The 21,408-nt window shown below is 66.2% G+C and carries 21 protein-coding genes; 8 read left to right on the top strand and 13 right to left on the bottom strand.

The window, feature by feature from the left end:
- Window positions 1-12 precede the first annotated feature (12 nt).
- The 5 genes from A5781_RS09320 to A5781_RS09300 are packed head-to-tail and all read right to left on the bottom strand — an operon-like array spanning window position 13 to window position 5,638.
- Window positions 13-1,071: an acyl-CoA dehydrogenase family protein gene (locus A5781_RS09320; protein ID WP_067203982.1), complete on the bottom strand. Its 1,059-nt coding sequence runs from the start codon at window positions 1,069-1,071 to the stop codon at window positions 13-15.
- Between the two features lie 2 nt (window positions 1,072-1,073).
- Window positions 1,074-1,904: an amidohydrolase family protein gene (locus tag A5781_RS09315; RefSeq protein ID WP_067203979.1), complete on the bottom strand. Its 831-nt coding sequence runs from the start codon at window positions 1,902-1,904 to the stop codon at window positions 1,074-1,076.
- Entirely contained in the window at window positions 1,885-3,552 is a 1,668-nt protein-coding gene (locus A5781_RS09310) for an acyl-CoA synthetase (protein WP_067203976.1), read from the bottom strand. The genes A5781_RS09315 and A5781_RS09310 overlap by 20 nt, the downstream gene beginning before the upstream one ends.
- 11 nt (window positions 3,553-3,563) lie before the next feature.
- The gene (locus tag A5781_RS09305; RefSeq protein WP_067203970.1) at window positions 3,564-4,766 is read right to left on the bottom strand and encodes an amidohydrolase family protein; all 1,203 of its coding nucleotides are present in this window, start codon (window positions 4,764-4,766) and stop codon (window positions 3,564-3,566) included.
- A gap of 29 nt (window positions 4,767-4,795) precedes the next feature.
- Entirely contained in the window at window positions 4,796-5,638 is an 843-nt protein-coding gene (locus tag A5781_RS09300) for an enoyl-CoA hydratase (RefSeq protein WP_067203968.1), read from the bottom strand.
- Window positions 5,639-5,921: 283 nt separating this feature from the next.
- Here A5781_RS09300 and A5781_RS09295 point away from each other — a divergent pair, with 283 nt between their 5' ends.
- On the top strand, window positions 5,922-6,158 hold the full coding sequence (locus A5781_RS09295) for a general stress protein CsbD (protein ID WP_067203966.1): 237 nt from the start codon (window positions 5,922-5,924) through the stop codon (window positions 6,156-6,158).
- An 84-nt stretch (window positions 6,159-6,242) separates the two neighbouring features.
- Here the strand turns inward: A5781_RS09295 and A5781_RS09290 are convergent, their stop codons facing one another.
- The gene (locus tag A5781_RS09290) at window positions 6,243-7,250 is read right to left on the bottom strand and encodes a dihydrodipicolinate synthase family protein (RefSeq protein ID WP_067203959.1); all 1,008 of its coding nucleotides are present in this window, start codon (window positions 7,248-7,250) and stop codon (window positions 6,243-6,245) included.
- Between the two features lie 42 nt (window positions 7,251-7,292).
- On the bottom strand, window positions 7,293-8,090 hold the full coding sequence (locus tag A5781_RS09285) for an SDR family NAD(P)-dependent oxidoreductase (protein WP_067203958.1): 798 nt from the start codon (window positions 8,088-8,090) through the stop codon (window positions 7,293-7,295).
- Between the two features lie 221 nt (window positions 8,091-8,311).
- Between A5781_RS09285 and A5781_RS09280 the strand changes: the two genes are divergently transcribed.
- A complete protein-coding gene (locus A5781_RS09280) occupies window positions 8,312-9,124 on the top strand; it encodes a TetR/AcrR family transcriptional regulator (RefSeq protein ID WP_067203957.1) in 813 nt (270 codons plus the stop codon).
- A gap of 19 nt (window positions 9,125-9,143) precedes the next feature.
- Here A5781_RS09280 and A5781_RS09275 read toward each other — a convergent pair whose 3' ends face one another.
- Both A5781_RS09275 and A5781_RS09270 read right to left on the bottom strand, forming a co-directional pair.
- Window positions 9,144-10,040, bottom strand: coding sequence for an enoyl-CoA hydratase/isomerase family protein (locus A5781_RS09275; protein WP_067203955.1), 897 nt, complete (start codon window positions 10,038-10,040; stop codon window positions 9,144-9,146).
- Window positions 10,037-10,744 (bottom strand): hypothetical protein, encoded by a 708-nt coding sequence (locus A5781_RS09270; protein WP_067203953.1) that lies wholly within the window; start codon window positions 10,742-10,744, stop codon window positions 10,037-10,039. Before A5781_RS09270 ends, A5781_RS09275 begins: the two co-directional genes overlap by 4 nt.
- 131 nt (window positions 10,745-10,875) lie before the next feature.
- Here A5781_RS09270 and A5781_RS09265 point away from each other — a divergent pair, with 131 nt between their 5' ends.
- Genes A5781_RS09265 through A5781_RS09240 form a run of 6 tightly spaced genes read left to right on the top strand, consistent with a single transcriptional unit; the run spans window position 10,876 to window position 17,895 of the window.
- A complete protein-coding gene (locus A5781_RS09265; RefSeq protein WP_067203952.1) occupies window positions 10,876-11,688 on the top strand; it encodes an enoyl-CoA hydratase/isomerase family protein in 813 nt (270 codons plus the stop codon).
- 9 nt (window positions 11,689-11,697) lie between these two features.
- Window positions 11,698-12,510 carry an enoyl-CoA hydratase/isomerase family protein gene (locus A5781_RS09260; protein WP_067203949.1) on the top strand — a complete coding sequence of 271 codons (813 nt, stop codon included), beginning with the start codon at window positions 11,698-11,700 and terminating at the stop codon, window positions 12,508-12,510.
- Window positions 12,507-13,301, top strand: coding sequence for an enoyl-CoA hydratase/isomerase family protein (locus A5781_RS09255; protein ID WP_067203946.1), 795 nt, complete (start codon window positions 12,507-12,509; stop codon window positions 13,299-13,301). The genes A5781_RS09260 and A5781_RS09255 overlap by 4 nt, the downstream gene beginning before the upstream one ends.
- On the top strand, window positions 13,301-14,782 hold the full coding sequence (locus tag A5781_RS09250) for a class I adenylate-forming enzyme family protein (protein WP_067203943.1): 1,482 nt from the start codon (window positions 13,301-13,303) through the stop codon (window positions 14,780-14,782). The genes A5781_RS09255 and A5781_RS09250 overlap by 1 nt, the downstream gene beginning before the upstream one ends.
- Window positions 14,772-16,376, top strand: a complete 1,605-nt coding sequence (locus tag A5781_RS09245) for a class I adenylate-forming enzyme family protein (RefSeq protein WP_067203941.1) — start codon at window positions 14,772-14,774, stop codon at window positions 16,374-16,376. Before A5781_RS09250 ends, A5781_RS09245 begins: the two co-directional genes overlap by 11 nt.
- Window positions 16,369-17,895 (top strand): class I adenylate-forming enzyme family protein, encoded by a 1,527-nt coding sequence (locus tag A5781_RS09240; protein ID WP_067203940.1) that lies wholly within the window; start codon window positions 16,369-16,371, stop codon window positions 17,893-17,895. The genes A5781_RS09245 and A5781_RS09240 overlap by 8 nt, the downstream gene beginning before the upstream one ends.
- On the opposite strand, the gene A5781_RS09235 is transcribed toward A5781_RS09240, so the two are convergent.
- From A5781_RS09235 to A5781_RS09220, 4 genes are all read right to left on the bottom strand, one after another.
- Window positions 17,892-18,254: a hypothetical protein gene (locus A5781_RS09235; protein ID WP_067203939.1), complete on the bottom strand. Its 363-nt coding sequence runs from the start codon at window positions 18,252-18,254 to the stop codon at window positions 17,892-17,894. The genes A5781_RS09240 and A5781_RS09235 overlap by 4 nt on opposite strands.
- A gap of 79 nt (window positions 18,255-18,333) precedes the next feature.
- On the bottom strand, window positions 18,334-19,026 hold the full coding sequence (locus A5781_RS09230; RefSeq protein ID WP_067203936.1) for a GntR family transcriptional regulator: 693 nt from the start codon (window positions 19,024-19,026) through the stop codon (window positions 18,334-18,336).
- 2 nt (window positions 19,027-19,028) lie between these two features.
- Window positions 19,029-20,222: an acyl-CoA dehydrogenase family protein gene (locus tag A5781_RS09225; RefSeq protein WP_067203934.1), complete on the bottom strand. Its 1,194-nt coding sequence runs from the start codon at window positions 20,220-20,222 to the stop codon at window positions 19,029-19,031.
- Between the two features lie 25 nt (window positions 20,223-20,247).
- Window positions 20,248-21,372: a CoA transferase gene (locus A5781_RS09220; RefSeq protein ID WP_231990678.1), complete on the bottom strand. Its 1,125-nt coding sequence runs from the start codon at window positions 21,370-21,372 to the stop codon at window positions 20,248-20,250.
- Window positions 21,373-21,408 lie beyond the last annotated feature (36 nt).

Here is a 21,408-nt window from a genome sequence, read left to right as displayed (position 1 = left end):
TGTCGCCCCTTCCTAGGCCGGCTGCGCCGCGCCCTCGCGGGCGGTCACGATCTCGGCGACCCGTTGCGCCGTGACGCCCGGATCACCACCGGCCAGTGGCCATCCCCGGGCGCGCACCAGATACGCCGTCGCGGCGGCTTCGGACGAAACCCCGAGTCCGCCCTGGATGTGAACCGCCATGGTCGCCGCCTTGGCGGCCTCCTCGGCCATGAAGACGAAAGCGGAGGGCGCCAATTCGGGCCGCTCGTCGGGTTCGTTGTCCAAGAACCAGGCGGCGCGTCGAGCCAGGTTCCGTCCACCCTGGACGGTGATAGCCATGTTCGCGAGGGGGTGCGAGATCGCTTGCAGCGTGGAGATGGGCACGCCCAGCGTGTAGCGGGTCTTGGCGAACTCGGCCGCGATCGTCATGGTCTCCTCCACCAGCCCGACGAGCGCCGCCGCGGTGAGCAGCCGCCATTCGTCCAGCGCCAGCCGATACGTCGCCAGCGCATCGGGTCCTTCGGCGACGACCGTACGGGTGTCGGCCGCGGCCGGGTCCACCCATGCCATCGGCAGCCGGCCGATGTTGTCGACCTTCGCGGGGCGGGTGGCGAAGGTCAGCCGCACGACTTCGTCGCCGTCGCGGACGATGATGTGGTCGGCGATCGAGCCAGAGGGAATCAAGCGCGGACCGCGTCCGGCGTCGAGGCGCGGGTCGAGCGCGGCCAGCTGTTCGCCATCGGCCACGCCGGCGGCGCCGGCACCTAGCGCGCCGAGCCGCCCCAGCAGCCGAGCGGTGCACACGTGGTCGATCCACGGAACCGGTGCCAGGGACCGGCCGAGCTCTTCGGCCACCAAGGTGAGATCGACCAAGGTGGCGCCGTCGCCGCCGCACGACTCCGGCAATGCCATCGTGGTCGCGCCCATCCCGCACAACCTCTCCCAGAGGTTCTTGTCGAAGCCGGACGGCTCTGCGGCCCGGACGGTTTCGATCGAGCAGTGGGTCTTGAAGAACTGCTTGTAGGCTTCCCGCAGGGCCACATGATCGTCGGACAGGCTGTAGTCCAGCCGGCGGAGTTCGAAGCGGTCCATCGTTACTCGTCCTTCCCGAAGAAGAAGTCTCGCGCGTTGTTGTAAAGGTAGTTGTCCAGCACCTCGGCGGGCAGGTCAAGGGCACGGGCCTCGGGTATGACCCGGCGCATGGGCAACACCGGCCAGTCCGATGCGTAGATCACCTTGTTGGGCCCGCGCGTGCGCATGTAGTGCAGCAGGCTCTCGGGCAGCCGCTTGGGCGACCACGCCGAGGTCATGATGCGCAGGTTGGCGTACTTCAACAGCAACCGGATCGCGACATCCCACCACGGGTCGGCGCCGTGAATCATGCACAGCCGCAGCTCGGGAAATCGCACGCACACCCGGTCCAGATGCATCGGGTGCTGAACCTCCCCGGGGATCGGTGGTCCCGGGATACCGGTGTTGATGCAGAGCGGAAGGTCCAGTTCCGCGCACTTGGCGTAGAGCGGGTAGTACACGGCGTCGCTGGGCGGATACTGACCGTCGCCCCAAAAGCTCGGCCCGACTACGGCATACGCGACGGGCAACTCGCCTGAGATGGCGGTCAGTTCGCGCAGCGACCGCACCGGCCGCAGCAAGTTGACCCCGCCCATCGCCAGCGCGAACCGGTCCGGCCTGGCTTCGACGAATTTACGCGCGGTCGTGGACGGGTTGGCAAGCGAGTCCATCAGGATCGCCTTCTGCACGCCCTGTTCGTCCATCTCGGCGAGCAATTCGGAGAGGTCGACCGGGGCGAACATCGACTTGGGGCCCTTGAAGTAATCGTCCCTGACCTTGAGCATCCACGTCGGCTGAGATTCGGCTTCCCCGAAGTGGACGTTCACCAGGCAGTCAATCGCTTTGGTGTTCATGACTTCCTTCGGGGTCGGACGGGACCAGCGCGATCACCGGAACGTGTTGAGTGGCTTGCTCTCTGGCCCAGCGGTAATTGGGCTTGCCGTTCCCGAGGCGTTCGATCTGCTCAACGAAGATGAAGGCCTTGGGCGCCTTGAAATGCGCCAGCTGCGCGGTGCACGCGCCGTAGAGCGCGTCCTGGGTGAGGTGGGCATCGGCGTGCGTCGCGACGAGCGCGACGACCTCCTGTCCCCACCGCTCGCTCGGACGCCCTACGACAAGGGCATCGACGACGCCCGGCTGGGCTCGCAGCACCTCCTCGACTTCTTCGACGAATACCTTTTCGCCACCGGTGTTCACGACCAGCGAATCGCGGCCCAGCAGGCGAATGGTGCCGTCGGGTTCGAGGGATGCCCGGTCGCCGGGGATCACCACCCGCTGTCCCGCGATCTCTGGAAAGGTTCGTTGGGTGGCCTCGGCGTCGCCGAAGTAGCCGAGCGGAATCCGGCCCGTCCGGGCGGCCCAGCCGACCTCCTGCTCACCGGGCCGCAGGAACCGGCTCCGGTCGGCCGACACCACGGTCGCCCCCTCCCTGGGCTGGAAGGTTTCGCTGGCGTTCCCTTCCCGGCTGTGCCCGAACGCCATGTTGCCGCTCTCGGACGATCCGTAGCCCTCGATGATGGTGATGTGCGGCAGGCATTCCATCAGTGCGCGTTTGTGTTTCGCGTTCGTCGCGGCGCCTCCAGTACCGATCGCGTTCAGCGAAGACAGGTCGTAGGAGCGCGCGCGCAGCTCGGCGATCAGCGGCCCGGCGTAGGCGTCGCCCACCATGGTCATCATGCCCACCTTCTCGCGCTCGGCGGTTTCCCACACCGACCGTACGTCCAGCTTGTTGCGGTCGTCGTAGAGGACCACGGGCAGGCCGGCGCAGAGCGCGGCGAAGGCGGTCCACATGCCGGCGGCGTGCATGAGCGGAGAAACGGCGAACCACGGCTGCCCTCCCCCGGCGACCTTGGCGTGGATCTCGGTGACGCTGGCGTGGTCGGCGCCCACCATTGACGACACGTACATGTCGCTCTGCCGCCACAGCACACCCTTCGGTCGTCCCGTCGTCCCGCCGGTGCACATCATGATGAGGTCATCCGGTGACCCCGCGTCTTCGCGCTCGGCGCCGGCGACGGCCAGGGCATCGTCGAGCGAGATGGCTTTCGGTAGTTGGGGAACCGTGCTGCCGTCGTCGATGGAGATCAGCAACTCGGTGCCGGTCGGGGGCAGCACGTCGGCGAACCGGGCGCCGAGTGAGCGATGGTAGATGATGGCCCGCGGGCGGATGTAGTCGAGCAGGTCGCGGATTTCCCGGGGCGAGTAGTGGTGGTTCACGTTGACCGGGACGGTGCGCGCCTTGAGGCATCCGATCACCATGTCGGGGTACAGGTCGTTGTACATGATCAGTGCGATGCGGTCCTGGCCGCACTCCCAGCGCTGCAGTTCGTCACGCGCCGCGTAGACGCCGAAACCCTTGCCCTCGAGGTAGTTTGCCAATCGGTTGGTGCGGCGCGCGGATTCGGCGAACGTGCTCTTGCGGTCCCCGCACACCGTCATCAGGCGGTCGGGCACCACGTCGGCGATGGCGTCGAGAACCGCGCCCAAAGTCCATTCAGTCATTGTGCGAGTGGCTAGACGGCCGCGGCGACCGGAACGCCGAGCAGATCGAGGGCGTTGTCGCGCATCACTTTTCGGATGTCGGATTCGCTGAAGCCGTTAAGCTCCTCGGCGAACGACAACGGCGATTCGAGGCCTTCGCCGTGCGGCCAGTCGGAACCGAACAGGATCTTGTCGATGCCGATGACGTCGGCCAGTTCGGGCAGATCGTCCTCGTAGTACGGAGCGATCCACACGTTGTTGCGCAATTGCTCCACCGGATCCTCGGGGAAGTCGCGGGGCTGGGTGTTGGCCGCCTTCTTCAACCGCTTGATCAGCCGATGGACGAAGTACGAGCCGTTCTCGATGCTGACCGCCTTGAGCTTCGGATGACGGGTGAACACGCCGTGCACGATCATCGAGGCCATCGTGTCGTGGATGGCGCGGTCGTCGAGGAGCACATTGTCCAGCGGATCCTTCGCGCCGAACCCCTCGAACGTCGCCTTGCCGCCCCACGCCGCCGCGATGTGCAGATAACCGCTATCGCTGAGGTGGAATCCGACCGGAACTCCCGCCTCGGCCAGCCGGGCCCACACCGGGTCATGGCTGGGATCACCCAACGAGCGCGGCTTGACCAGGCCGGGCACCGGCGCCGGGCGCACCAGCACCAGCTTGGCGCCGCGTCCCAACACGAACTCCACCTCGTCGAGCGCCTTGGCCGGATCAGCCAGCGAGATGATCGGCGCGGCTACGATCCGGCGATCGGGCCGGTCGAAGCCCCAGTCCTCGTCGAGCCACAGGTTGAATGCGTGCAGCGACGCCATGGTCGCTTCGATGTCGTGCTTGAGCGCCTCCTCGACCCCGCATGCGAAAGTCGGCAGCATGAAGGCCGTTTCGATTTTCTGGGTGTCCATCACCGCGACACGGGCTTCGCGGTTCTGGTACTCCTGGTGCTCGGCGAGCCGCTCGACCTTCATCAGCGACGCCGGATCGACGCCTTCGGGAATCTCACCGCGAAACAACAGATCCAGGCAGCCCGGCACGATGATCGGGTCGAAGGTGGGGTTGGGAACGAAATGGTTGACCCGGCCCCCGATCACGGCCAAAGTGCGCTTACCCTGAGTGACCATCTGGACGCCGCGGCTCTTGAACGCCTTGTCGAGGTGGCGGGTGAAGGCGTCCAGAGGCTCGTAGTAGTGGTTATCGACGTCAATCGCCTTGTAATCCAAGTTGGCCATGATCTTCCTTTCGGCATTACCGGCGAGCGCTAAGCGTCGGTCGAGTTGAGCGAGGGGAACTGCGGCGGCCGCTTCTCGAGGAAGCTGGTGATGCCTTCGACGACGTCCGGCCGCGGCATCGCCTCGTACAGCAACACCTCGGCGCGCGACGTGGCGTCGACGACGTCGCGAGTGGCGTCGCCGTACACCTGCCGTTTGATCACTTCCATGGAAGCCGGCGAGCAGTTACGGGCGATGTCCTCCGCGTAGTCCAGCGCACGCTTCATCAAATTTTCGGGCGGGACCACTTCCTTGACCAGGCCGAGTTCGGCCGCCTCTTCGGCGAGGAAGGTGCGGCCACTCAGCAGCAGATCCAATGCGACGCCCCACGTGGTGAGGCGCGGGAGTATCCAGGAGATGCCGAACTCGGCGATCAGTCCGCGCCGCGCGAAGACCGCGGCGAACTTGGCACCGGCGGCCGCGAACCGGACGTCGCACATCAGCGCCTGGGTCAGGCCGATGCCGACGCAGGCACCGTTGATCGCCGCGATGACGGGCTTGCGCAGCGTGGTCACGAAATGCGGTGGCCGTTCGCCAACCAAGTCGGCGAGGTTGGTCTGGCTCGCCTTCTCCATCGTGTCGCCGTAGGTGGGCGCGGAACTCGGCGCGCCCAGATACGCGCCGGCGCAGAAACCCTTGCCCCGCCCCGTCACCACAATCACCCGGATGGCCGGGTCCTGTTCGGCGCGGTCGATCGCGGAGTAGAACCCGGCGGCGATATCCGGTCCCCATGCGTTGAGACGGTCAGGACGGTTGAAGGTCAGAATGGCGACGCCGCTGTCGGTGGCCTCGTAGAGCACTGCGTCCTCGGAAGCGCCGTCGCTGCGGGACATCTACCCCCATACCTCCTCACGATCGGCTACGAATTCCGCGACATTTGTACGCATACTGTATACCTATCGGTACCGTTTTCCACAACAGCCCCCACCCCCCCGGGAACCCCGGCCGAACAGCGTGTTTCTGCTTACTGGACCGAGCCGTCGACCGCGGGATACGGATCCGCGGATCGCGGCCGTATCCGGCAGTGTGGCGAGCACCACGTCCCCATCACGTTTTCTTCGACCGCCAATTCGGGAAAGCGAACAAAGATACCCACTAACAGGGAGGGGAAACGCCATGGTGGACATCAAGAGCGGCCCGATCGAGGCGGTCCAGGGCATCGTCGAGGCGATCTTCGGCAAGGCCAAGGAGATCATCGGCACGATCATCGGCCGCAACGATCTGGTCAACGAGGGCCAGGCCCAGCAGGACAAGGCCGACGCTCAGCGCAGCGCGGCGAAGAAGGAAGCCGCGGCCGAGAAGGCCCGGGGCAAGGCCAAGACCGCAGAGGCGCGGCAGAAGGCCGAACAGTAATCGGGTGATAGACGGCCCGGTCACCTTCGCGGTGGCCGGGCCGTCGCCTACGAGTTATCTTGCGGTGCAGGCATTTCGTGGAGGCTACGTTCCGATCAGCCCGAGCCGGCGGTAGGCCTCTTCGATCTGCGCCTTGGCCTCGGGAGGCAGCTCCGCTTGCGGTGGCCGCGAATGCGGATACTCGCCTATCGGCAAGCCCAGTAGCGAGGCGGCGTACTTGAACGCGCCACTCCAATGAGTGAAGTAATCCGGCCGCCCCGGATAACAGGTCCACCAGGATCCGACGTCGAGGTCGAACTGGTCCAGTCCCGACTCACGACCGAAATCCATCGCTTCGATCAGCTTGTCGCTTTGCACCAAATCCCAGTAATGGGAGAACAATCGCCGCTGCGGTGTCTCGAACAGGTAGCCCGCGGTGCCCAGTTGCGCCGGACAGACGATCCCGTCGCGCAGCCATCCCGCGCGATAGACCGTTTTGTCGCATTCCCACAGGACCAGGCCGGGCGCCATTTGGTGCAGCATCCGGCTGTTCGCCGGCCGGAAGGCGCCCTCCTTCGTGGCGCACACCGCGGGCACCTCGTCGTAGATCCGTGCGCTCTCGGCTGCGGTCAGCACGTAACCGGACGACGGTGAGTTGAACATGCCCAGAGCGATGTCGGTGCGGGCAGCCACGTATTTGAAGAATCGCAGCACACCCTCGCCCCCGTGCGCCTCCATCATCGGCGTTTGGATGTAGGCGATGTCGGCGCCGGCCTCTTGGGCGTGCAGCGTCAAGTCCAGACAGTCCTTCGCCGCCATGGCCGCCGTGCAAGCTTGCACTACGACATCGGGGTTGACGGCGCGGGCTTCTTCGATCGCCACCTCCAGCAAGCGTTTTCGCTCGTCGAGAGTCAGGGACCAGAATTCGGCGAGGCCACTGGTGCACCACAACATCGGGTGTCCGAGATCGCCGACGCAATACCGCACCAGCGTCCGGTATGCCTCCCAGTCGATGTCGTCACCGTCCGGGCCGCAGAACGGGGTATACAGAGAGTCGCCGATTCCCCGCAACGCCCCGCGCGCCCAGGCGCGCGCCTCACTTGCCGTCGCCACAATCGACTCCTTCTCGTCGGCCGAACTTTTCCCTCCGGGCGGTTAGGTGAAGTCCGAACCACCGTCGACGTTGATGTTCGCCCCGGTCATGTACGAGTTGCGCCGCGACGCAAGGAAGGCGACCACCGGCCCGATCTCCTCCGGCAGTCCCGCCCGGGGCATGTGCGCCGGATGGCCAAAGTGCTTGGCAATGGCGTCCATTAGCGCGTAGGGGTCCTCCCCGTCGACGCCCACTGACTGCGCCCAACCAACCAGCGACTCGGACGCGATGGTGCCGGGCGACACCACGTTGACCAAGATTTCGTCCTTGGCCAACAGCAACGACAAATTCTTGGAGACACTTGTCAGCATCGACTTGGCCGCCGTGTAGGCGGGCAGCATGATGCTCTGCCGCTGGGTCGAGTGCGCCGAGAAGTTGACTATCCGCGCCCATTGCGCCTTGCGTAGCAGCGGAAGTGCCGCGCGGACGCAGCGCACCATTCCCATCACGCCGTCTTCGACGGCTTGGCGCCAGTGCTCGTCGGTCAAATCGTCGAAAGTGCCCGCCGCGCCCGGCCCGACCGTGTTGACAAGCACATTGAGTTCGCCGTCCCATCGCCGCGCGAGGTCGGCGAATGCTTCGTCGACCTGCCCCCCGTCGCCGATGTCCGCGACGAGCCCAAGGGCATCCGCGCTTCCACGTGCGGTCAGATCTGCGACCGCGGAGTCGAGTGCGTCACGGCTGCGGCCGACCACTGCCACCCGGGCGCCCTCGTCAGCGAGGCATCGGGCCGCCGCCAAACCCATCCCGCGGCTACCGCCGACCACCACCGTTGCGGCATGCGCCAGACCTAAATCCATGGCAATTCCCGTGGCTCAGCGGGGGACTCGATCAATGGCCTGTGCCCGGTCATCTTCGCCCGTCCAGCCTTCGTTACCAAAAAGCCTACGATAGGTATTACAGTAGCAGATGGAAAAGCGCAGAAAAGCCGGGTCGACGGTCATCGCCGAGCGGCGAAACGCCAGCGTATGCGCAGGTGAGCTCGCACAGCTCTCCGACCGTATGCACAGGATACATCGTGATGGAGGTGCCCGTAGTGGCAAAGCAGGCTACCGCCGATAAGCGTCAACGACGCGAACGCGGATCCATCAATCCCGATGACATCATCAGTGGCGCATTCGAACTCGCCGAGCAAGTATCGATCGACAACTTGAGCATGCCGCTGCTCGGCAAACATCTCGGCGTCGGGGTGACCAGCATCTACTGGTACTTCCGCAAGAAGGACGACTTGCTCAACGCGATGACAGATCGCGCGTTGAGCAAGTATGTGTTCGCCACCCCCTACGTCGAGGCCAGCGACTGGCGCGAGACGCTGCGCAACCACGCCCGCCTGATGCGTAAGACGTTCATGGGCAACCCAATTCTGTGCGACCTGATTCTGATTCGGGCCGCGCTCAGCCCGAAGGCGGCGCGGTTGGGCGCCGAGGAGATGGAGAAGGCGATCGCCAATCTGGTTGAGGCCGGCCTGACGCCGGAGGATGCCTTCGATACGTACTCGGCGGTTTCGGTGCACGTCCGCGGATCGGTGGTGCTGCAGCGGCTGTACGAAAAGAACCAATCCTCCGACGAGGGTGCGCGCGCCATCGAGGACGCCGTCGCCATCGATCCCGAGAAAACCCCCCTCCTCGCGCAAGTAAGCCGGATCGGTCACCGCATCGGCGCACCCGACGAAACCAATTTCGAATATGGCCTCGGTTGCATCCTCGATCACGCCAGCCGGTTGATCGAGGAGGGCAAGGGATCGAAAGCCGGCAAGCCGGCGCCGTCACGGCAACGCAAGGCGGCCAAGTCGCCTGGGCCGCGGGCACGTACCAAAGCCCCGGCAGCGCGCTAGCCAACCACGAATCGGGTTATTACACTTCGGGTTTCGGCACCTCGAAGTATTCATCGCGGAGCCGGAACGCTTCCTTTGTTCCGTACTGTGCGCGGGTCTTGACGAAGTTGAACTCGTCCGGCCCGAATTGCAGGTTGGTGCCGAAGGCGTGGAAGAGATAGCTGGCGACTTCCTCACCCTGGTACGCCTGGCTCTGTTCGACGAGACGGAACGCTTCCTTGGCGATCACCACTCCGTCGGCGGGCATCTTCGCCGCCTTCTCGGCCCAGTACCGCGCACGCGCCGGGACGGCGGCTGAATCGCATGTGTCGGTGAAAATTCCGAGATGCTCGAGCTCGCCGGCCTCGATGACGTCGCCGGTGAGCAGTAGGCGCCGGGCCAGCACCGGCCCCAGCCGGTGGAAGAACATGTGCAAGCTGCCGAGCGCCGGGCCGAGGAAGCGGGTCGCCGGCATGCCGATCTTGGTGTCACGCGCTATCACGGAGATGTCGGTCATCAGTGCCATCTCGAACCCGCCGCCGAGCGCATACCCGGCGATCTCACCCACCGTGACCTTGGGAAAGCCCATGAAGTTGTGGTAGAAGCCAAAAGACTTGCGGTCCACGGCGAGTCGCCGGCGCTGGCTGGGTCGGCGCTTGCCCGACGCGTCGTCGCCCGCCTGGCTCTGCTTGCCGTACCAGCCGTACGCGTTGTTCATGTCGGCCCCGGTGGAGAAGACGCCACCGGCTCCACGCAACAGCACCACCGAGAGGTCGTCGTCCTCGGCCACCCGATCCAAACAGCGGGCGACGGCCTCGCGCATGGCGGCGTCGTAGGAGTTGTGTTGCGCGGGATTGTTCAGCGTGATCGTCGCGATGCGGCGGTCGCGGTCAACCTCGAACAGCACACGATCGTCCTGGGCACCCGGGGCAGTCATGTGTCGGACTCCTTTCGCCGCCTGCCGAATTGAAACCCGGCCAGCTTTTCCGGTCGTGACGCCAACGTGCTCACCTCGCCGGTGCACAGCACTTCGCCGCCGAGCAGCAGCCGCGCCGTCGATGCGACACCGCGCTCGTTCTGCGAGCGAGCGATGTCGAACCGCAGCTCGGTCAACGCGGGCGTCGGACGGCGGAACGTCACCACCAATGACCGCGTCTTGCCCGAAAGGCCTGCGACGCAATTGTGGTGTTGGATGACGCAGTCGAAGAAGACGCCCAGAAAGCCGCCGTGCACCAATCCCGGCGGGCCCTCGTAGACCAGCGGGAAGTTGACCCGCCCGGTCGCCTGCTCGGAATCGAGGTGATCGAACAGATACTCCGGAAAGCACGGGTTGTAGGCGCCAATGTCTGTCGCGTGGTTGAGATAGACGCGCCGGGGGTCGTCGGGGAGGTCGCCGATCCGGGGTGCGTTGTCCACCGGAGCTGCGGCCGCGAGCTCGCGCTCCCACTGCGCGAACTTCTCCACCATGGTGTCGACCGTCGGGTGCGGATGTTCGAGTGACAGCAGCAGCGAACTCAGGCGCCGCATGGCACCGGCGGCGGCCACGGTCTGGGCGAGGGGCCGCTCGCCGAATTTGGCGTCGCCGGTTCCCGGCGACTCTGGTGCGGCCCGCCCCTCAGCTCGCCCCTCCTGCACGGCCATGCTTGTCTCTTTTCGCTCGGGTTCCGGCCCGGCTATTTCCGGCGGCAGCGTACCCTGCTAACTTATACAGCGTATCAATCGTATTGCCTACTGTATGGGTAACCGTATCGCCAGAAAGGCCGGATTCGACGGTGAGTCAGGAGGCCGACACGGCCGGTGCCGACGGTGCGGTGACAGTGCGCCGGGACGGCGCCGCGTTGCGGCTGACGCTGGATCGCCCATCCCGGCGTAACTCGTTGAGCAGGGCAATGATTGGGTCAATGGTCGAGGCATTGACCGATGCCGCCGCCGACGATTCGTTGCGCGCGGTTCACATCCGGGGCGGCGATGACTTCTGCGCCGGGGTGGACTGGGTCGCGGCCAACGACCGGGAGCGCCCCCGCGCCGGCGATCTCGTGCGGCGGATCCCCCATGCCGCTCATCGCGTGATCGAGCTGGTGGCGAGCATCCAGCTGCCGGTGCTCTGTAGCGTGCGAGGATGGGCCGCGGGGTTCGGCTGCAATCTCGCGCTGGCAGCCGACTTCACCGTCGCCGCCACCGATGCGGTGTTCTGGGAGCCCTTCGTGGACCGGGGCTTCAGCCCCGACTCGGGCGCCACTTGGCTGCTGCCCCGCCTGGTCGGCCTGGCGCGGGCCAGGCGAATGCTGCTGCTCGGCGAGAAGGTCAGCGCGAAGGATGCGGCCGACTGGGGATTGATCCACCAAGCGGTAGACCCCGCCGAGCTCGATGGTGCCGCCGAGGAATTGCTCGAGCGGCTGGTTCGCGGTCCGACCGCGGCGATCGGGCTGACCAAGCAGGCCCTGAGCTTCGGCCAGCAGGCCACGCTGAGCCAAGCCATGACCCAGGAGCTGTTCAATCTCGAACTATCCTGCCGGACAGCAGATTTCAAGGAAGGGCTGGAAGCCTTCCGGCAGCGACGGGCGCCGAAATTTCAGGGCCGATGAGGGAGCAGGATGCCTACTGACTCGTTCGACACCATCAACTACGACGTCGACCGGCATACCGCCACTATCACGCTGAACCGTCCGGACGCCCTCAACGCCCTCAGCCCGCACATGATCACCGAGCTGCGGGCCGCCTACGACGAGGCCGAGAACGACGACAAGGTCTGGTTGACCATCGTGACCGGCACCGGCCGCGCGTTCTGCACGGGCGCCGACGTCAAGGCCATTCCCGAAGACGGCAAGGTGATCTACGAGCGCCCGTACCTGGCGAGCTACGACCAATGGGAGGCACCGCAGGAGGGCACTCCCCCATTTCGCACGGCCGCCAAGCCGGTGCTCGCCGCGGTCAACGGGTTGTGCTGCGGCGCCGGCATGGACTGGGTCACCACATCGGACATCGTGATCGCCTCGGAGCAAGCAACTTTCTTCGATCCGCACGTGAGCATCGGGTTGGTGGCCGGACGCGAGATGGTGCGGGTATCGCGCGTGCTGCCCCGCTCCATTGCCTTGCGAATGGCGTTGATGGGCAAGCACGAGCGGATGAGCGCACAACGCGCCTACGAACTCGGTCTGATCAGCGAAATCGTCGAGCACGACCGGCTTCTGGAGCGGGCGCATGAGATCGCCGGCATCGTCAACTCCAATGCGCCGCTGGCGGTTCGGGGAACTCGTCTGGCCATCCTCAAGGGTCTCAATGTGCCGCTGCACGAAGCCGAGATCATGGCCGAAACGTTCCGAGAGCGCGTGTTGCGCACCGAGGACGCGGCCGAAGGGCCCAAGGCCTTCGTCGAGAAACGCAAGCCCGATTGGCAGTGTCGATGACGTTCGAGACCATCCTGCTCGAGGTCGACGAGACCGACCGCGTCGCGACCATCACGCTGAACCGGCCCGCGCAGCTGAACGCGTTCAACCGCACCATGTGTGAGGAGATGGCCCGCGCCTGGCAACTGGTCAAACTCGACGACTCGGTCAACGCGGTGGTGCTGCGGGCCGCCGGTGATCGGGCGTTCAGCGCAGGGCTGGACATCAAAACCCCCTACGGGCAGCCCGAAAACATCTGGAACCACGAGGATCCCGGCGAGGCCCTCAGCCCCAAGTGGCAGAAGATGTGGAAGCCGGTCGTGTGCGCAGTTCAGGGCATGTGCACCGGGGGCGCGTTCTACTTCATCAACGAATCCGACGTGGTCATCTGCTCGCAGGACGCCACGTTTTTCGACTCGCACGTTTCCGCCGGCCTGGTCTGCGCGCTGGAGCCGATCGGTCTGATGAGGCGCATCGGCCTCGGCGAGACGCTACGCATCGCGCTGATGGGCAACGACGAGCGGATCAGCGCCGGCACCGCGCTACGGATCGGACTTGTGTCGGAAGTCGTCCCCGCCGAGCAGCTCTGGGGCCGCGCGCACGAGATTGCCGCGACGATCGCCGCGAAGCCGCCGACCGCGACTCAGGGCACGGTGAAGGCGATTTGGGAGTCGCTCGACAAGCCGTATCGCGCGGCCATGGAGCAGGGGCTGATCTATACCCGATTGGGCAACCCGCTCGGGGCGGCGGAACTTGCCGCCCAGCGGAATTCCGGCGACGAAGGCGCCGTCCGCACCCCGAAAATCCGCTGATGCCTCCGCACCCGCTCAGTCAGCGCATCGCCGACGTCCTCGACCTGGAGCCGGACGCGCACGCGATCGAGTTTGACGGCCAATGGATTTCATGGGCCGAGGTTCGCGCCATTGCACAGCGCATCGCCGCCCTCACCGTCGGTGGCGAAGTCGGTATGCTGCTGCGCAACCGCCCGGGTCAGGTGGCGGCCTTTCTCGGGGTGCTGCTCGGCGGCGGCACCGTCGTCGTCATCAACCCGTCCCGCGGGGACGAGCGCACACGGGCCGACATCGCCGGGCTGCGGCTGCCGCTGATCATCGGGGAACACGACGACCTGACGACACTGGTGCCCCCGACGACCGATGCGAGCACCGTGGCGATCTCGGGCCGATTAGACGATCCCCAGGCCGCCCGCGTAAAGGTTCCGCCGGCGAACGAGAGCGACCCGCACCCCGGCATCGCGGTGCGCATGTTGACCAGCGGTACGACGGGTCCGCCCAAACGAATCGACCTCGGCTACGACACGCTGGCCCGCAGCGTGATGGGCGCTGAGGCCGGCCGCGCCCCGGCACCCACCGAGCTGCGGCGCAGCGTCGCGATCGTCAACTCGCCGCTGGTGCACATCGGCGGTGTTTTCCGCGTGCTGCAATGCATCGCCGAGGGGAGACCATTCGCGCTGCTCGAGCGATTCGAGCTGACTGCGTGGGCAGAGGCCGTGCGCAGGCACCGGCCGCGCACCGTATCGCTGGTACCCGCGGCCCTGCGGACGGTGTTGCACTCCGACGTGCCGAGGGCCGACCTGGAGAGCATCCGCGCCGTCACCTGCGGCACGGCCCCGCTGACGGCCGACGACGCCGATGCCTTCACCGACAAGTACGGCATCCCGGTGTTGACCTCTTACGCCGCAACCGAGTTCGGCGGCGGCGTGGCCGGCTGGACGCTGCCCGATTACCAGCGATATTGGCCCACCAAACGGGGTAGCGTCGGCCGCGCCAACCCCGGCGCGCAGCTCCGGGTGGTCGCCGACGACGGCACGCCGCTCGACCCTGACCAGGTCGGCCTGCTCGAAGTCAAGCCGGGACAACTGGGGCCGTCCGCTCAGTGGATGCGGACCACGGACATGGCGCGCATCGACGCGGACGGCTTCGTCTGGATCGTCGGCCGGGCCGACCAGGCAATCATCCGCGGCGGGTTCAAGGTGATGCCCGACGACGTGCGCACCGCCCTGGAGAGCCACCCCGCGGTGGCCGCAGCGGCGGTCGTCGGGCGGCCCGACCAGCGCCTCGGCGCGACGCCGGCCGCGATGGTGGAACTGCGCGAGCCCGCCTGCGTCGAATGCGACGCACTGGTGGACTATCTGCGAACGCGGCTGGCGCGGTACGAGATTCCCACCGAGATCGCGATCGTCGACGCCATTCCGCGGACACCGTCGGGCAAAGCCGATCTGGGTGAGGTCCAGCGATTTTTCGGCGCACCCGCCCACAGCGACCATGCGCGGTGACACCACGACGGTCGCCGAGGTCCTGACCCACCAGTCCCGCTCGCGTGCTGACCATCCGCTACTCGTCTGCGACGGTGAGCGCATCGGTTACCGGGAAGCCGAGGTTCGCTCGGCAAAGCTCGCCCGCGGGCTGCTCGCCATCGGGGCCGGCAAGGGCTCGCATGTGGGCCTGCTCTACCCCAACGGGCCCGAGTTCGTCGTCGCAATGCTGGCGGCGGCGCGGATCGGTGCCGTGGTGGTGCCCTTCTCCACGTTCGTCACCGTTCGCGAGATGCGCGAGCAGCTCCTGGATAGCGACGTCGAAATCCTCCTGATTGCAGCGGCTTTCCGTACCCACGACTATGTCCAACGGCTCGAACAGGTGCTGTCGGACCCTGAGTTCGAATCCGACCGTCGCTTGTTCTCCCCAACCGCGCCCCAACTGCGGCAGGTCGGCATCGGCTACCGCCCGGGCGCGGCGCGCCGCGTCCGCGACATCGAACGGTTCTACCGGCTGGCCGGCACCGTGGCCCCCGAGCTGCTCGCGGCGACGCAAGACGATGTCCACGGTTGCGATCCCCTTGCCATCGTCTACACGTCGGGCTCCACCAGTGCCCCCAAGGGGGTCGTGCACACGCACGCGGCGCTGCTCGGACACCAGCGGAATCTCAACAGGATCCGCGGTTTGACGTCCGAGGACAAGCTGTTCTGCAATTCGCCCTTCTTCTGGATCGGCGGTTTCGCGTTCGGGCTACTCGCCGCCCTGGTCGCCGGGTCGACGCTGGTGTGCTCCAATGCCACCGATCCCGCTGAGACGCTCGACTTGCTCGAAGCCGAAAGACCCAGCATGACCAATGGTTTCAGCGCCGGCATCGCACACCTGGCCGATCATCCGAGCTTCCCGCGACGGGAATTGTCATCGCTGCGGCGAGGCAACCTGTACCCCATCATGGCGCCCGACGTCCGACCGGCCGACCCGGAACTACGGCACAACATGCTGGGCATGACCGAAGCCGGCAGCGTCGTGCTGATCAGCGACGACGAAACCGATCAACCCGAGAACCGGCGCGGATCGTTCGGCAAGCCGGCACCCGGCTTCGACACCAGAATCATCGACACCGAAACCGGCCTTCAGGTCGGCGTCGGCGAGGCCGGAGAACTGTGCATCCGCGGACCGTACGTGATGCAGGGCTACTACCGACGCAGTCGCGAGGAGTGCTTCGACGCCGACGGCTGGTTCCATACCGGCGATTTGGTGCGCGCCGACGCCGACGGATTCTTCTACTATCTCGGCCGGCTCAGCACGATGATTAAAACGGCGGGCGCCAACGTCTCCGCGGACGAGGTGGAGCGGGCCATCGGCAGGGTCACCGGCGGATTGACGGCCCACGTCGTGGGTGTCCCCGATGCCCAACGCGGACAGCTGGTCGCGGCGGCCGTGGTGGTCCCGGACGGCGCCGCGTTGGACGAGGCGGCGCTGCGCGATGGGCTGAAGGCGGAATTGTCGGCGTACAAGATCCCGCGGCGACTTCTCGCCGTGTCGCGCTCCCAACTGCCGTTGCTCTCCAGCGGCAAGGTCGACACACGGGGACTGCGAGAGCTCTTCGATGCCTGACACCATCGACGGACTGGTACGGTTCCGCTCCCACCACGACGGCGACACACCGATGGTCGTCGACCCTACGTCGCGGATCAGCTATCGCGAACTCGACCTCACCACAGGCGAATTGGCCGCGGTGTTCGTCGAAGCCGGTGTGGGCAAAGGCACTCGGGTGGGCCTGATCATGCCCAATAGCACTCGCTGGGTGCAGGTCGCTGTCGCGCTGACCCGCATCGGCGCCGTGCTGGTACCGCTGAGCACGCTGCTGCAGGCAGTAGAGCTCGCCGCGCAGTTGCGTGTCGCGGCCGTGCAGTTCCTGGTCAGCGTCGACGAATTTCGCGGTCATCGCTATCTCGATGAGCTTCAGGACCTGCAGCCCGAACTTCCTGCCTTGCATCAGGTCTGGACGACCGACCGGCTCGCCGACGCCACCGCCAGCGAGCCGGTCCGCCGAATCGTCGATGCCATGGCTGAGACGGTCACGGCCGCCGACCCGTTGGTCATCATGTTCACCTCCGGCAGCAGTGGGGCCCCCAAGGGGGTCCTGCATTCTCACGGCAGTGCGCTGGGGGCCGTACGGTCGGGCCTGGCCGCGCGCTGCATCACCGCCGACACCCGGCTGTATCTACCCATGCCGTTCTTCTGGGTGGGCGGCTTCGGCAGCGGAATCCTGTCCACGCTGTTGGCCGGCGCCACCCTGGTGACGGAGGAGATCCCGCGGCCGGAGACCACGCTGCGCCTGCTGGAAGCCGAGCGGGTGACGCTGTTTCGCGGCTGGCCAGACCAAGCGGAGACGTTGGCCAGGCACGCCGCCACGGTCGGCGCCGATCTGGCGGCCCTGCGGCCGGGGAGCCTGCAGGCCATCCTCCCGCCCGAACAGCGGGCCCAACCCGGCGCTCGGGCCACGTTGTTCGGCATGACCGAGGCGTTCGGTCCGTACTGCGGCTATTCCGCCGACACCGACATGCCCGAGACGGCGTGGGGCAGTTGCGGAAAGCCGTTCCCGGGCATGGAGGTTCGCGTCGTGGATCCCGACAGCTGCGAGCCCGTGCCGACCGGCGGCGTGGGCATGATCCAGATTCGGGGACCGCACACGCTGCGCGGCATCTGCGGTCGCAGCCGAGAAGAACTGTTCACCGCCGACGGCTTCTACCCCACCGGCGACCTGGGCCACCTCGATGAAGAGGGATTCCTGTTCTACCGCGGACGTTCCGACGACATGTTCAAGGTCAGCGGCGCCACCGTCTACCCCAGCGAGGTCGAACGCGCGCTGCGCACCATCGGCGGGGTCCATGGCGTCTTTGTCACCAGCGTGCCCGGAACGGCGGGCGACCGGGTGGGCGCGGTCGTGGTCTGCGGCGGCGAGGCAACCGCCGATCGACTTGCCCGGGCCGCGCGAAAGCTGCTGAGCGCTTTCAAGGTACCGACGGTCTGGCTACTGCTGGAATCCGCGGACGACGTCCCGCGCGGCGGCACCGGCAAAGTCGATACCGGCCGGCTGCGTGAGATGTTGATCGACGCGAATCCGCCTTAGGAAACCCGTGTCCAGGGTTGGCAATTCTGCGACTCGAAGGCCTTGACCGACGTGTTGATATTCGCGTACATCGGACCGATCGAGGTATTCGTCTGGAGTACGTGGTCCTTGTTCGCATCGGGTGTGCTGTAGGTGAACCATGAGCACATGGAGTCCTGGGTCGGCACGTTGTTTATCCACACTCCGAAGGCGGACCCCGAGCCGCCCGTGTGGTAAAGGCCGGGTGCGATGTCAGGCCCTACGACGAAAACGCCGTTGCCGGGGATCGGATCGAGCGGGTCGGCGTTCGCCGGCGCCGCCAGGGCGATAACCGTCACCGTTGCAACGAAGACGGCGGATGCGCGAAGCGTTTGGGACATATTTCCTCGCTTTGCCTAATCGCCCCCCGCAAACGCAGCGTAGGCCGGGGCCTATCCGCGCGACAAGAGCCAGGCGAGTTCAGTGAGACGCGGGACGATCAGCGTCCATGACCACCCCGCGGGCGGTGAGGTGATCGATCAGCGGAACCGCGCCGGCGGCGAGATGTTGCGACATCGCCGCGCGGGCGAGCTGGTCGTCACGTTTTTTCAAGGCGGACAGAATGCGCCGATGGTCCCGCATTGACTGCTCGGGCCAACCTTGGATGGCGGGGAACACCGATTCCGGTGCATAGCGGGTGATCTGCGACATCAGCTGGGCGAGCTTCGGCGAGTCCGCGGCAACGTTGATGGCGCGGTGGAATTGGTGGTTGAGACCCACCGTCCGCTCGTCATCATCGCCGGCGTACGCGTCTTCGAGTTCCGCCTGGATCTGTTTGAGTTCGCGCAGTTGGTCATCGGTGATGTTGATCGCGGCCCGCGCCGCGAGTTCGCCACCGACGTGAGCCTGCAGGTTCGCGACGTCGGTGACGTCTCGGCCCGTCACCGGCAGCACCATGAAGCCCCGTCGGGGCTGTTGCGCGATCAGGCCTTCCGCGCGCAGGGCGAAGAGCGCCTCCCGCACCGGTGTGACGCTGATTCCCAATTCGGCGGCCAATTGGTCCAGGCGGACGTAGGACCCCGCAACGTAGGTGCCATCGAAGATTCTCCGACGGATGAAGCGCGCGACATCGTCCGAAAGTTGCGGTCGCGCGGCGAAATCCGGGATCGTCATCGCTACACCTGATATTCGGCGAGTAGTCGCTTGCTGATGATGTTCTTCTGGATTTCGCTGGTTCCCTCGCCGATCAGCAGGAACGGAGCGTCACGCATCAGCCGCTCGATCTCGTATTCCTTGGAATAGCCGTAACCGCCGTGGATCCGGAAACTCTGCTGGGTGACCTCGGTGCAATACTCGCTGCACAGATATTTGGCCATCCCGGCGGCGACGTCGTTGCGCTCACCCGAGTCTTTCAGCCGGGCCGCGTTGACCATCATCAGGTGTGCCGCTTCGATCTTGGTGGCCATCTCGGCGAGCTGGAATGCGATGGACTGGTGCTCGGCGATGGGCTTGCCGAAGGTGTGGCGCTGCTGGGCGTATCGGACCGCGAGCTCGAAGGCTCGGATGCCGACACCGCACGCCCGGGCCGACACGTTGACCCTGCCGACTTCGATGCCGTCCATCATCTGGAAGAAGCCCTGGCCGGGGCTACCGCCGAGAATGTCGTCGGCGCTTGCCTGGTAGCCGTCGAAGATGAGTTCGGTGGTGTCGATTCCCTTGTATCCCAGCTTGTCGATCTTGCCGGGTATGACCAGGCCGGGCACGACTTCGCCGAAACCCGTTGGCTTCTCGACCAAGAAGGTGGTCAGGTTCCGGTGCGGCTTGTCGGCCCCTTCGTCGGTGCGAACGAGCACCGCGATCAGCGTCGAGCTCCCGCCGTTGGTCAGCCACATCTTTTGGCCGTTGATGGTGTAGTCGCCGTCCGGATTGCGCACCGCCCGAGTCCGGATGGCGGCGACGTCGGAGCCCAGTTCCGGCTCTGACATCGAGAAGGACCCCCGCGTCTCGCCGGTCGCCATGCGCGGCAGGAACCGTTGCTTCTGCGCATCAGTGCCGTGCTGGCGCAGCATGTAGGCCACGATGAAGTGCGTGTTGAGTACTCCGGACACGCTCATCCAACCGCGCGCCAGCTCTTCGACGCACAGCGCGTACGTCAGCAGCGACTCTCCCAAACCCCCGTACTCCTCCGGAATCATCAGCCCGAATAGGCCCATGTCGCGCATCCGGTCGACGATGTCCTGTGGGTAGGTGTCCCCGCGGTCGAGTTCCGCGGCGTTGGGGATGACTTCCTTGTCGACGAATTGCCTTACGGTGGCGATTATTTCGTTCTGGAATTCGGTCAACCCGAGGGTCTGGGCGAGTTTGGTCATGCGTTGTCTTTCCGTATCGGCTTGCTCAGCAAGCGATTGTCTTGGCGTCTGTCAGGCGTTCGATGTCGGCCCTCGTCAATCCCAAGCGCCGCTCGAGGACGTCGGCGGTGTCTTGCCCCAAGGCCGGGGCGCACGTGCCGGCGGGGTGGGCGCCGTCGAACGCGACCGGCAGGCCGGGGGCGAAATAGTCGCCCAGGCCCTCCTGGTGCAAGAGGGAAAACACTGGGTTGGCAGTCACTTTCGGGCTCGCCGCGACCTCCGCGAAGGTGCGGTACCGCTCGTAGAGCACCGTGGTGCCCGACAGCGTGTCGGTGATCTCCTCGGCGGTGTGGTCGGCGAACCAGATGCCGAAGAGGCCGGACAGCACGTCGCGGTATCGGTAACGGTCACCCTCGGAGCCGAAGTCGACACCCAGCGCCTCAGCGAGCGCCGCTATCGCGGTACCGGTGCCCGTCACGTCGACCAGGTCGCGAAAGTGCCGGCGGGTCAGGGTGACAATCATGAACCGGGCGCCGTCGCGGCTGGTGAAGTCCTGTCCGTACTGTCCGTAGATGGCGTTGCCCAGGCGCTGCCGTTGCGTGCCGGTTACTTGCGGCTCGGTCAGCAGTCCCAGGTTTCCGGCGGTGGCCAGCGCGACGTCCTCGAGCGCCACGCTGATCCGCGCGCCCGCACCGGTTTCGTCCCGGCGGCGGACGGCGGTGACGACGGCCAGCGCAGCGTACAGGCCGCAGCACACGTCCCACGCCGGCAGCACGTGGTTGATCGGGCCGGCGTGATCGGCGGGGCCGGTGACAAGCGGGAATCCGATGCCGGCGTTGACCGTGTAATCCACTCCGGTGGAACCATCGCCGCGTCCGAGCAGCTGCACGTGGATGACGTCGGGCCGCTTGTTCGTCAATACGTCGTGGCTGAGCCAGGACAGGCCGGCGGCGTTGGTCACCACCAGGCCGTCCCCCTCGACGATGAGCCGCTGGACCAGCTCTTGCCCGTCGGGAGACCGCAAGTCGATGGTGGCCGAGCGCTTTCCCTTGTTCAGCCCGGTCCAGTAGATCGATGTGCCGTCCGCCGCCAGCGGCCACCGGTGGACGTCGGACGCGCCACCGATCGGATCGATGCGGATCACCTCAGCGCCAAGCTGATTGAGCGTCATGCCGCACAGCGGGGCGGCGACGAAGCTGGACACCTC

Source organism: Mycobacterium sp. 852002-30065_SCH5024008 (assembly GCF_001665645.1).
GTDB lineage: Bacteria > Actinomycetota > Actinomycetes > Mycobacteriales > Mycobacteriaceae > Mycobacterium > Mycobacterium paraffinicum.
Note: the sequence above shows the minus strand (reverse complement) of the source record. Positions and strands in the feature narration are given on the sequence as shown.